Raw genomic sequence first — 12,144 nt, forward strand, 5'->3', positions numbered from 1 at the left:
CATCCTTCACCCCCTTATACTTTTAATCACTCTAAAATCATCTAATATCTTTACAATATCACTAGCCCCACTTATTAACATAAAATCAAAATATCTATCTTTATTATTGTCAAATAAAATACTATAGGTGTTATTATCTATATAATTTGCTTCTTTTAATAATTTATACCAAGCCCATTCTCCTTTATAATTTTTATTATAATTTATATTTGTATTATTAAAAGAATAAGCATTTAAGCTTAAAATAGTAGAAGTATTAAACTGATCTCCAATAATTTGTAAATTTGTTTTTAAAGTATGATCATATCTTATTTTATAAGAATTATAAGAAAGTTCTATAAAAGAAAAACTAGAACTTAAATCTAAACTTTTTAACATAAAATTAATTTTTACATTATCATTTAAATCAAGCATTAAATTTGAAAGTGTATAAGATTTTGAAAGAAAGGCTAAAAATTCCTTAGAAAAAGCAAATCTCTTAGCAAAACTTTCTTTGATAAAATACTCATTTTTCTTTCTAATTAAAACATTATTTAAGTATTTTTCATAAAACTGATTTAAAGTTCCACTTTTACCAAAAAATTCTTTAAAAGCATCTATGCTTAAATCATCATTAGAATTATTATTAAAAGGATAAAATGGGGCTATATTATTTATAAAAGGGGAATAAACCTCATTAAACCAAGCATTATTAAGTAATAAAAACCCATAATCTTGCAAAAATCCATAAGAATAAGAAGTAAGTAAAGAATAATATCTTTGCAAACTAGGTGGTAATTTTTTAATATGGGTTAAAAATACATCAAATACATCATTTGCTTCTTTGTTTTTATTAAAAATATAATTTATTTTTTCTTGAGTATTTAAATCATCGTTAGTAAAACTAGAAATTTTATTAATCAAGGAATTTAAATCCTCGCTTATAATATCCATAATATTATTTATATTATTGGTATTATTTGTATTTAAAATATTATCTATTAAGCCTTTATTATCTAAAAGAGTATGATAAGCACTAAAATAATTACTCACACTCATAAAAGCTGTTTTAATTTCACTGGCATTAATACCTAAATTATAAGCCTCGCTTAACAATAAAGCATCATTTAAATTAGTATTAGTATTTATAATTTGAATTAAAGCTTTTATAGGATTTTCTTTACTTGCTAAGATATTTAAACTATCAAGTAAGGCTTCTTTTGAAGTATATCTTTGAGGAGCAAGATTTAAAAGTAAATTTTTGTATTGTTCTTTATATTGTTCTAAATATAATTTAATAATATTTAAAATAATAAAATTTTTACTTTCTTTTTTTGAATTTAAACCATCAAATACCCAATCATCTATATTTATAGCTTGATTAATGCTTTGATTAATATTTCTTAAAAAAGCTATCAATGCTTTTTTATTATAAGATAAATCTACATTAATGCTTTTATTTGCAAAAATATTTTCTAAAGGAAAACCTAACTCATCTTTAAGATTGTAATTTTGTTCTTTTTGATTTGTAGTTAAGAAATTAAGTAAAAAATAAATTCTTTGAAATTTATTTATTTTATTAAGTTTTAAAAAGGCTTCATTGATACTTTGTTTATTTTCTAAAAACTCATTTAAATCAATCTTTTTAAGAGTATCAACCCTATTTAAGAAATTTTCTTTTGAAAGTTCATATTTATTTAAAAAGATCCAATTTTTATCAATCCATTTTTTTAGCAATTCTTTATTAAGAGCATTTTCTTTAAATAAAGATCTATACATATATAAAGTTTCAACTAAAATTTTAGGATCATTTTGAGTTTGTAAAATATTTTCCATTTCTTTAATTAGAGTATTTTCAAGTATGCTTTCATTGAGTTTATAATAAAAATCTAAAATAGGCGTAAAAGCTTTATAAGAGATATTTAAATTAAAATATTCTAAAAAAGAAGTTTTATTGTTAAATTCAGAATAAGAACTTAATATACTTTTTAAATTAGCAAGCAACTTAGCTTTTTGTAAAATATCTAAATGCTTATAATCTGAATCTGCTAACAAGGTATTAATTTGATTTAAAACATTATTAGCTTTTTGTTGTTCTTTATTACTAGTTTCAATAAAATAAGAAGATAAAAAATAAGAACAAATAAATAAAGCTAATATTAAAAATAAAAAACTAAATCTTTTAAATAAATTCTTTAAAGTCAATTGGCTTAAAAAATAATCTTTAAAAATAATATCTTCAAATAAAGATTTGATAAAATAACTTTGTTTATTTACAAGACGCATTGAGTGTGCTAAAGGTTTTTTTATATCATATTTTTCACATACAGCATCAAGTAAAAAATTTCTTGGAATATTTTCTTGATAAGCACTAATAAAATATACTCCTCTTAAATAAGAATTATTTTTAAAAGTATCCTTACTTTGAATTTGTAAAATAAAATCTTTAATTAAGGCGAGTAAATTATCAAATTGTTTTAAAAAAAGATAAATCTTGTTTTTTTCTTCTAAGGAATAAATAAATTGATTTTTATTCATAAAAGCATAGAGTAAAGCAGAGCTTAATTCTTTAAAATCTTTATCTAAATTTATTTCATTTATTTCTTCTAAAAAACTAATACCTAAGGCTTTATTTGAAATTGTTTCATTAAAAATTGCAAAATATTCTCTCATACCTAATAAAAGATCAATTTTTGAAAAAACTATATAAATAGGCAATTTTAAGTCTAAAATATCCTCAATCTCATTAATTCTTTTTCCAAGATAATGTAAAAGATTTTTCGAATACTCTTTAGTATTGCTTAAAAAAGCTTGAGTATCTATTACTAAAACAACACCATTTAATTTATTGTAAAAAAATTTTCTATTTAAAAAAAATAAAAAATTTTGCCAAATATTTTGCTTGATTAAAAATTCTTTATTTTTAACAAGATCATCTTCTGGCAATTCATCACTTCTTAAAGGCTTAAAAAGCTCTTCTTGAGAAAAATATTTTCCTTCAGTATCAAGCAAAGCACCTTTTTTTGAAACATAAAGAGCAAAATTATTGGTTGATTGGTGTAATTTTTTATAAGAATTTAAACTATCACTTAAAGGATATTCCATATTAGAATAATTGATTAAAGAACTTTTTCCAGCACTCTCTTTTCCTATTATTATAATTAAAGGGAGTTTTTTAATTTTTAAATTTTTAAAAGTATTTTTTGCATTCTTTAATATAATAAAAAAATTTCTTTTAGCTCTATATAAAAAAATACTAGCTTCTTTTTTTAATCTTTTAAATTTTAATCTTTTTTCATCTTTTAGAGAAAACAACAATTTCATTAAAGGTTTTAATAAAAAAAATAAAAAAATGATTACCCAAGTTATAGCAATAATAATTATTCTTAAAAAAGCATCACTAAAAATATAAAAATCATTAAAGGCTATTAAAGAACCCCAAAAATAAAACAAAAAACTAAGTATCAATAAAGAGATTGAAAAAATTATAAGCATAAACCATTTAGATTTTAAAAATAATATCAGTTTTTCAAACATAAACTATCCTAAAAGGTAATTTTGTAACATTTTATAAAATTTTTACACAATTTATAATAAAGTATAAAAAATATTGCTAGAATAATAAGTATTAGATTTAAAGGAGTTATTATGGCACAACCAGCATATATAAAAATAGAAGGCTCTACCCAAGGACTTATTTCAAGTGGCGCCTCTACTGAGGCAAGTATAGGTAATCGCTATCAAGCAGGTCATGAGGATGAAATTATGGCTCAAGAAATCTCTCACGTAGTAACAGTGCCTGTTGATCAACAAAGCGGACAACCTTCAGGACAAAGAGTACATAAGCCCTTTAGTTTTACTTGCTCTTTAAACAAAGCTGTTCCATTACTTTATAATGCCTTAACTAGCGGTGAAAGACTTCCTAATGTTGAAGTGCATTGGTTTAGAACTTCAACAAGTGGAGGACAAGAGCATTTTTTTACAACCAAATTAGAAGATGCAATTATTACAGATATTACCCTTATTATGCCAAATGCTCAAGATCCAAATAATCATAATAAAACTGAACTTTTTAAAGTTTCACTCAATTATAGAAAAATTACTTGGGAACATGTAGCTGCTGGAACAAGTGGCGGGGATGATTGGAGAGAAAAAGCTTAATTAAATTAATTAAGCTTTATGCTTTGATTAAATTCATTAATTATTAAATTGATTTCTTCTTTTACTTTTAAATTATTATCATAAAGATCTATTAAAGAATATAAATAAAAAAATAAAATAAAAACAATAGGCAAAATAATAAGAGTTTTTTTAAGATATAATCTTTTAAATTTCTGATAAATATTTTCTTTAATTTTATTTTCGTAAGCTTTAGTAAAAACTAATTGTTCATCTACATTAAACAACGGGGTTAAACTTGAACTTATATTATTTAAAAAATTAATTATTTTTTCTTTAACATTTTCATCATTTGAATATTTTCCTTGATAACCCAAAACCAAAAGTGCATAAATAAATTCAAGATAATCTTTATTTTTTAAAGGATCACTTAACCAATTTAAAGCTATATCATAAAAATTATTTCCGCCTAAAGCTTCATCAAATAAACTAATAGTTAAAGTATTATTTGCCCAAGAACTATTAATAAAAATACTATTTTTCATAAGCATCTCATCAATAAAAACACAAAGACAATATCTTAATTTAACTATATCTTTTTCCTCATATTCTTTACAAGCACCAAGTTTTAAACTCCAAGCTAAAATATCATTAATTAAATCATCTTTAAGATTTTGTATAAGATTTAAATCAATAGAATTCAATTTAGATAATCTAAAAACAAGTAATAAAAGCTCTAAAGAATAATCAATTACTTTATTGTTTTCAAGTCCTTTAAAATTTGAGCTTAAAATCAAACTTAATTCTTTTTCTTGCATTTTTTTGCCTTAAAAAAGAGCCCACATTTTAATATCGGCTTCTTTAATATTGTTAGTTAAATAAATGCTTATTACATTTTCGCCTTTGAAATCTTTAAATAGTTTATCCTCTTTATCTAATTTATAATAAACATAACCATTTAAATAAGGGATATTAGAAGGAATATTTGGAATTTGTTCTATATTTAAACCTTTTAACTGAGTTGCAACAATTTCTTTAATTTTGCTTTGAGTATAAATTTTACTTTGGGATTTAAAATTACGCAATAAATATTCATAACCAACGCTAGAATGCACTGCTAAATAAAGTTCACCCTGCTCTAAAATTGACTCATTATCAAATAATAAATCATAAAAACCATTGCCATTATTTATAAGTTTAGCCATAGTATATTTAGGAGAAGTGATTTTTGAAAATAAAACTCTTATAAGATTAATAAGTGTAATAAAAGTAGAGCTTAAATCATTATGATTATAAGCTATAAATTCTAATTCTTCTTCATTGCTTAAAGCATATAATTCCCCTTGAAATTCTATAAGTTTCTCATATAAAAATTCAGGATGAATTTTTTCTTTATTATTGATATAAGAAAAGATTAAATACCATTTTTTTAAAAGATTTAAAGTTAAATAAGTGCTAAAATCTAAAGTATTTTTAGTTTTATCTATGCTTTTAAAGATATTTTTAAAAGTGATTTTGTGCTGATTAATTGCATAAAGGATTTGGTTTAAAAAAGATTTGATAATATTTATTTTATTTAAATTAAGACAAGTTGGAATAAAATCTTCATCAAGCTCTATATTTTTATGTGCTGAAATATTTTTAATTTTACAAATAGGAATTTCAAGTTCATTAGCATTTGCATTTCCTAAAATGCCTAATTTTAATCTTAAACTAGCAAGTGCTATATTCATTTTATCTTGTGTAAAAGTAGAATTTCTTATATCCTCATCTTCTTCAAAATCTTTAAATTCATTATTACCATCATAAATTTTAGAAGCTATAATACTTCTTATAGTTTTATATTTAAGTTCTAAATCATTATTAAGAGCAATATCAGCCAAAGCCTCATTGGTTAAAGAAGTTTTTAAAACTATAATAGGACTACTTAAAGTATTAAAATCAAGCTCTAATGGCTCTGGTAAAATATCTTGCATTGGTGCATCAAAAATACTTCCATCACGTGTAATACCAGATACTTTTTTTAGAGCAATTTTTCCAAATTCTAACATCTCTTTATCAAATTCTAAATCAATAACACCATATAAAGCATTAAAAAGATGGATTGTTTTTGTATTGATATTGCGCTCTATATACCTTTCTTGTTGCTCAAAATGAATTTTATCTATACTTAAACCATTAAACCAAACAACCTTTAATTTATCTGCCATTTTCTTTTCCTAAAGCTTTTTAATACCTTCTTTATTAATTTCAAAAATAAGAAGTTTATTTTTTCCAAAACCTTTAGCTTCTTTAGTGCTTGAATAAATTTTAGAAATTGTGCCATTAGTATATAAAACAAGCACTCCTATAAAAGGGGTTTCATCATCTTTCACCTCAAGAGCTAAAGTTTGCTCTTTAGGAGCTAATTGAAGTCTTAAAGAATCAATTTTATCTTTGGAAAGTATTTGATCTTGGCTTATTAAATCAGCATTATTGCTTTCTTTAAATTTAGTAATATCTTTTAACTGATAAATAATTATTGTAAGAGGAACATCATCAAAACGTTTATTTAAATTGGAATTTTCTTGATTAATTATTTTTATACCTATAGTGCTTGAACAAGCATTAAACAGTAAAAAGCATAAAGTTAAAAAGATTTTTTTATGCATTTTTCTTTATCCTTTAAGATTTAAAGCAAGTAAATTAACATAATATTTTTTAAATTTTAATTATAATTATAAAAGTTAATAGAATTTGGAGCATAGATGACTTTTTCAAAAAATATAAATACCAATTTTACGCAAGAAGAATATTATGAACTCCTAGAAGATCAAATGTCTAAATACCAAACTCTAAATCATGAAAATATTCAATGGGACAAAGTTTATGAATACGCACTTAATCTTTTAAAAAGCAAAACAATTGATATTAAAATTTGCAATTATTTTTCTTTAGCTTGCTTATATCTTGATGATATGAAAGCTTATGAAAATTTATTAAAATTGTTTAAGCATTTAAAAACTTTATTAAATTCTAATACACTAACACAAGATGAAAAAATATTAAATTCTTACAAAAAAAGATTAGAAAATATTATAAAAAATTTTATAAATAATTTTAATAATAAAAAATTAAATATTAGCTCTAGCATAGCTTTAGAATTTAATGAAACATTTAAAGAATTAGAAAAAAGTTTATTTACTTCTTTTATAGCATTAAATATACAAGAAGATAAAATACAAGATAATCAAGATAAAAAAATTAATTCTAATAATGAAGAAATAAAAAAAGAAAATATTGAATTTTTAAATGATAGAGCTTATAAAACTTATTTTAATGATTTAGCCTTTAAACTTTTAGTAAATAATATTGACAATTTAAGAGCTTATGCATTGTTTATCGAAGCTTGTTGGGGAAAAATTGAATATTTACCCTCTCATCAAAATTTTATCACATTGATTGAAAGTCCTAATAAAAATTTAGAAGAACTTTTACTTAAAGAATCATCTAATCTTTTAGAACATATTAAACTTTTTATGTCTCATCTTGCTTTAAATCCTTTTTGGTTTGAAGGATTTAAAATGTTTTGTGAAATGTTAAAAAAGCATAAAAAACACAATATAGCAAATTTTTTATGTTCTTTAATTTATGATTTTATCAATCGCTTTAAAGAGCTTTTAAAGCTTAAATTTAGTGATAATACTCCTTTTTGCGAAGAAAAATTATTAAATTATTTTTTTAATAAAGAAGAAAATACAAAAACTAATACATCTAAAATACAAAAAGATTTAAATCAAAGTCTTATAGATATTGATAAAAATTATGATGATTCTTTATTTACAAATTTTAATTCTTTAATTAAAATGGCTGAGCTTTTTGAAGAAAAAGGTATGAAATACAATGCTAAAATTCTTTATATGCAAATTAAAGATTTAATGGAAAAAAAGCTTTTAAAAGATTATTTAGATAAAGAATATGAAAAAATAAAACTAAAAACTCTTAATTAGCTAATATTTATTTTTAATTGTTTATAATATTTTAAATTTAAATTAAAGGATAATTAATGTCTGAGGGATCAAATGCTCCAAAAGAGCGTATTAATATTACTTATAAAGCTAAAACAAATGGACAAAATGCTGATGTTGAATTGCCTTTAAAATTAATGATAATGTCTGATTTAACTGCAAGTAAAAATAAAAAGAATTTAGAAGAAAGAGAAATACTTTCTATTAATAAGAACAATTTTGATCAAGTAATGCAAAAATTAAATATTAATACCACATTTAGTGTAAAAAATACTCTAAGCAATGATAATGAAAGTGAATTAAATATTAATCTAAATATTTCCAATATGAAAGACTTCTCTCCTGATAATATTATAAAGCAAGTTCCAGAGCTTAATAAACTCTTGCAATTAAGAGAAGCTTTAATGGCATTAAAAGGACCTATGGGAAATATACCTGATTTTAGAAAAGCTCTTTTAGAAGCTTTAATGGATAAAAGCTCAAAAGAACAATTACTTTTAGAAATCAAAGAAGAAAAGGAATAAGATGCAAGATAAAACACTCACACCTTCTATAATTGATACTATTATGGAAAAAACAAAATATAATAAAAATGATGAGAGTTATGCTATAGCAAAAAAAGGTGTTGCTGAGTTTATATCTAGCATTGTTCAAAATGATAATGTTGAAGATAAAATTAATAAATTTGTTCTAGATGAAATGATTGCAAGGATTGATACTTTACTTTCTGAGCAAATGGATGAAATTTTACATCATAAAGAATTTCAAAAATTAGAATCTACTTGGAGAGGAATTTCATTTTTAGTTCAAAGAACTGATTTTAATGAAAACATTAAAATTGATTTGTTTGATATAAGCAAAGAAGAAGCTTTGGAAGATTTTGAGAATAATCTTGATATTACACAAAGCATAGTTTATAAAAATATTTATTCTGCTGAGTATGGACAATTTGGAGGAGAACCTGTTGGTGCTATTATAGGAGATTATGAATTAAGCACAAGCAGTTCTGATATGAATTTTTTAAATAAAATGTCCTCTATTGCTGCAATGAGTCATTCTCCTTTTATCACTTCCTTATCTGCTTCTTTTTTTGGACTTGAAAATTATGCAGAATTGGCTAATGTTAAAGATTTAAAAAGTTTGCTTGAAGGACCTCAATATACTAGATGGCATACTTTTAGAGAAAATGAGGATGCTAAATATGCAGGCTTACTTGTAACAAGATTTTTAACAAGAAGCCCTTATGATGATAAAGAAAATCCTATTAAAAGTTTTAATTACAAAGAAAATATCCACGCCTCACATGAGCATTTATTATGGGGTAATTCAGCCTATGCTTTTGCTACAAGATTAAGTGAAAGTTTTGCAAAGTATAGATGGTGTGGAAGTATTATAGGACCAAAAAGTGGAGGAAGTGTAAAAGATTTACCTACTTATTTTTATGAAAGTTTTGGGACACTTGAAGCTAAAATTCCAACAGAAGTATTAATTACAGATAGAAGAGAATTTGAACTTGCAGAAAATGGTTTTATAGCTTTAACTTTAAGAAGAGATACAAATAACGCAGCTTTTTTCTCTGCAAATTCGGCCCTAAAACCTAAGGTATTTGCTAATACTCAAGAAGGCAAAGAAGCTGAGATGAATTATCGCTTAGGAACTCAACTTCCTTATATTTTTCTTATCTCAAGACTTGCTCATTATCTTAAAGTTTTACAAAGAGAAGAAATTGGAAGCTGGAAAGAAAGAAGCGATATTGAAAATGGACTTAATGAGTGGATAAGACAATATGTATCAGATCAAGAAAATCCGCCTGCTGAAGTAAGAAGTAAAAGACCTTTTAGAGCAGCTAGCATCAAAGTTGAAAATGTAGCAGGAGAAGTAGGCTGGTATAAAATAAATCTTAGCGTACGTCCTCATTTTAAATATATGGGTGGTAATTTTGAACTTTCTTTAGTAGGAAAGCTTGATAAAGAATAATTAATGTCTTTTTTAGATAAAATTATTCACAATCTTGATGAACAAAATTCTAAAGCTTTTATAGAAAATAAATATGAAGATATTAAAAATAATATAAAAGCTTTACTTAATACCAAACTTGATGATTGTCTAAGTTTAAATGATTTGGGCATTAATACAGATTTAAATTTAAGTGCTAATGAACTTTCTTCTAATATGGCTAAAGAAATAAATTATTTAATTTCCAAATATGAAAAAAGAATAAAAATTATATCTATTAATTATGATTATTCCTTAAGTCCTTGGCAACTTAGTTTTATTTTAAAATGCATTGATGAAGAGATGAAAGAAATTAATTATGAAATTATTTTTAAAAATAATCGTTATTATGAGGTTTTTTGATGGATAAAGAAAATATTTTTTATTATCAAAAAGAACTTGATTATTTACATAAAAGAAAAGATCTTATTTTAGAATTTTATCCTAAATTAGCTCCTTTTTTAGATAATAATTCTAAAGATCCTGATGTAGAAAGAATTATTGAAAATCTTGCTATTTTAACTTCAAGAATTCACAAAGAATTAGATGAAAATATTCCTTATATAGCGCAGTCTTTAATCAATATACTTTCCCCAAATTATACAAATCCTTTACCATCTTTATGCTTGCAAGAATTCGCTTTTGAAAAAGATGCTAAAGAAAATAAAATTTTAATTCCTAAATCAAGCATACTTAAAGCCAAACCTATAGATAAAATCGAATGCGAATTTAAAACTGCTTATGATGTTTATCTTTATCCTTTAGAGATTGAAGAAGTTTCTTTAAATAATGAAAAAAAATATCATAGTATGGATATAAAAATAAAAATCAATAAAGACAATACAAAGCTAAGTGATTTAAATTTAGAAAGAATTAATCTTTATCTTGGAGATGAAATTTATGTCTCAACCACTTTGCTTTTATATATTCATCTTTATCTTAAAGAATTTAGTATTATCTTAGAAAATAATGAAGAAATTAAATTAAATCCTCATCAAATTAAAACTATGGGTTTTAATAGTGATGAAAGTATTATTAAATATAATGATTTGGGTTTTGAGGCGTTTTCATTATTAAGAGAATATTTTTTTATTCCTCAAAAATTCAATTTCATTGGTATTGATAATTTAAGTATTTTCAATAATATATCAGATTTAAGTTTTACTTTGCGTTTTAAATTCTTAAAAGCTTTGCCTAAAGAATGCATACCAAGAGCTCATATGTTTTCTTTAGCAACAAGCCCTATTATTAATATCTTTGAAAAAAGTGCTGAACCTATTATTAACGATCATACTAAAGATGCTTATAAAATATTTATAGATAGAATCAATCAAGATGCCTATGAGCTTATAGAAGTAACACAAGTAAAAGCTCATAGTAATATAGGTGAAGTAAAAATGCTAAAAAACTATAATAGTTTTGAAAGATTTTCTATGCAAAATAAAGATAATTTTTATTATGTAAGTTCTAAATTTGATTCTAAAAATAATTCTTTTAAAGAAATCTCTTTTTTTACTCATAATGAAAATTTTATAGAAACAATAAGCATTAATACTTTATGTTCTAATAAAAATTTACCTTTAAAATTAAAAATAGCAGATATTAATCATTTAAAAGATTTTAAAAATATTAAAACAAAAAATATTACTCTTCCAAGTGCTTTAAAAGAAGTTAAAGTAGATGGAACTTTACTTTATAAATTAGTAGCATTGCTTTCTTTTAATTATCAAAGCTTATTGAATAAAGATAGTTTTTTAGCTATCTTAAATGCTTATAGTTTTATGGATGATAAAGAAAATAAAAATATATGTGAGCTTTTAGAAAAAGCTATTATAGATATAAAAGCAAAAACTATTTATTCTTCTTATCATTTTAGCAAAAGAGGAACTTTATGTATTATAGATATAGATGATTCTTGTTTTTATTCTTTAGGGGATATTTATAGATTAGGTTTAGTTTTATCTAAATTCTTTAGTTCTTTTACAAGTATTAATTCTTTTTTTAAATTAAAAATCAAATGTTTAAAAAGTGAAGATATTTTTAC

11 protein-coding genes are annotated in these 12,144 nt (G+C 22.9%); 7 read left to right on the top strand and 4 right to left on the bottom strand.

Features of this window, described 5'->3' with window-relative positions; genetic code table 11:
- Window positions 1-6 precede the first annotated feature (6 nt).
- Window positions 7-3,516, bottom strand: a complete 3,510-nt coding sequence (gene tssM, locus GQV94_RS07280; RefSeq protein WP_200170392.1) for a type VI secretion system membrane subunit TssM — start codon at window positions 3,514-3,516, stop codon at window positions 7-9.
- A gap of 111 nt (window positions 3,517-3,627) precedes the next feature.
- Here tssM and GQV94_RS07285 point away from each other — a divergent pair, with 111 nt between their 5' ends.
- Window positions 3,628-4,140 carry an Hcp family type VI secretion system effector gene (locus tag GQV94_RS07285; protein WP_200170393.1) on the top strand — a complete coding sequence of 171 codons (513 nt, stop codon included), beginning with the start codon at window positions 3,628-3,630 and terminating at the stop codon, window positions 4,138-4,140.
- 5 nt (window positions 4,141-4,145) lie between these two features.
- On the opposite strand, the gene icmH is transcribed toward GQV94_RS07285, so the two are convergent.
- Genes icmH through tssJ form a run of 3 tightly spaced genes read right to left on the bottom strand, consistent with a single transcriptional unit; the run spans window position 4,146 to window position 6,737 of the window.
- The gene (gene icmH, locus GQV94_RS07290) at window positions 4,146-4,916 is read right to left on the bottom strand and encodes a type IVB secretion system protein IcmH/DotU (protein ID WP_200170394.1); all 771 of its coding nucleotides are present in this window, start codon (window positions 4,914-4,916) and stop codon (window positions 4,146-4,148) included.
- 9 nt (window positions 4,917-4,925) lie between these two features.
- Entirely contained in the window at window positions 4,926-6,308 is a 1,383-nt protein-coding gene (gene tssK, locus GQV94_RS07295) for a type VI secretion system baseplate subunit TssK (protein ID WP_200170395.1), read from the bottom strand.
- Window positions 6,309-6,317: 9 nt separating this feature from the next.
- On the bottom strand, window positions 6,318-6,737 hold the full coding sequence (gene tssJ / locus GQV94_RS07300) for a type VI secretion system lipoprotein TssJ (RefSeq protein WP_442778709.1): 420 nt from the start codon (window positions 6,735-6,737) through the stop codon (window positions 6,318-6,320).
- On the opposite strand from tssJ, the gene pheL reads away from it, so the two are divergent.
- From pheL to tssF, 6 genes are all read left to right on the top strand, one after another.
- On the top strand, window positions 6,722-6,766 hold the full coding sequence (pheL, locus tag GQV94_RS07975) for a pheA operon leader peptide PheL (RefSeq protein WP_373563805.1): 45 nt from the start codon (window positions 6,722-6,724) through the stop codon (window positions 6,764-6,766). The genes tssJ and pheL overlap by 16 nt on opposite strands.
- 79 nt (window positions 6,767-6,845) lie before the next feature.
- Window positions 6,846-8,087, top strand: coding sequence for a type VI secretion system domain-containing protein (locus GQV94_RS07305; protein ID WP_200170397.1), 1,242 nt, complete (start codon window positions 6,846-6,848; stop codon window positions 8,085-8,087).
- Window positions 8,088-8,143: 56 nt separating this feature from the next.
- The gene (gene tssB / locus GQV94_RS07310; RefSeq protein ID WP_200170398.1) at window positions 8,144-8,629 is read left to right on the top strand and encodes a type VI secretion system contractile sheath small subunit; all 486 of its coding nucleotides are present in this window, start codon (window positions 8,144-8,146) and stop codon (window positions 8,627-8,629) included.
- A 1-nt stretch (window position 8,630) separates the two neighbouring features.
- Window positions 8,631-10,082: a type VI secretion system contractile sheath large subunit gene (tssC, locus tag GQV94_RS07315; protein ID WP_200170399.1), complete on the top strand. Its 1,452-nt coding sequence runs from the start codon at window positions 8,631-8,633 to the stop codon at window positions 10,080-10,082.
- A 3-nt stretch (window positions 10,083-10,085) separates the two neighbouring features.
- Window positions 10,086-10,463, top strand: a complete 378-nt coding sequence (locus GQV94_RS07320; RefSeq protein ID WP_200170400.1) for a GPW/gp25 family protein — start codon at window positions 10,086-10,088, stop codon at window positions 10,461-10,463.
- Window positions 10,463-12,144: type VI secretion system baseplate subunit TssF (tssF, locus tag GQV94_RS07325; RefSeq protein WP_200170401.1), on the top strand; the 1,682-nt coding region annotated here is incomplete at its 3' end. The genes GQV94_RS07320 and tssF, both read left to right, overlap by 1 nt.

It is taken from the genome of Campylobacter sp. TTU_617 (assembly GCF_016599045.1).
Taxonomy (GTDB): Bacteria; Campylobacterota; Campylobacteria; order Campylobacterales; family Campylobacteraceae; genus Campylobacter_D.

What these genes read in the sequence shown, in the direction of transcription:
- GQV94_RS07285 (WP_200170393.1), top strand. Translation starts at nt 3,628, where the DNA reads ATGGCACAACCAGCATATATAAAAATAGAAGGCTCTACCCAAGGACTT.
- tssM (WP_200170392.1), bottom strand. Translation starts at nt 3,516, where the DNA reads ATGTTTGAAAAACTGATATTATTTTTAAAATCTAAATGGTTTATGCTT.
- tssC (WP_200170399.1), top strand. Translation starts at nt 8,631, where the DNA reads ATGCAAGATAAAACACTCACACCTTCTATAATTGATACTATTATGGAA.
- tssK (WP_200170395.1), bottom strand. Translation starts at nt 6,308, where the DNA reads ATGGCAGATAAATTAAAGGTTGTTTGGTTTAATGGTTTAAGTATAGAT.
- GQV94_RS07320 (WP_200170400.1), top strand. Translation starts at nt 10,086, where the DNA reads ATGTCTTTTTTAGATAAAATTATTCACAATCTTGATGAACAAAATTCT.
- icmH (WP_200170394.1), bottom strand. Translation starts at nt 4,916, where the DNA reads ATGCAAGAAAAAGAATTAAGTTTGATTTTAAGCTCAAATTTTAAAGGA.
- GQV94_RS07305 (WP_200170397.1), top strand. Translation starts at nt 6,846, where the DNA reads ATGACTTTTTCAAAAAATATAAATACCAATTTTACGCAAGAAGAATAT.
- tssB (WP_200170398.1), top strand. Translation starts at nt 8,144, where the DNA reads ATGTCTGAGGGATCAAATGCTCCAAAAGAGCGTATTAATATTACTTAT.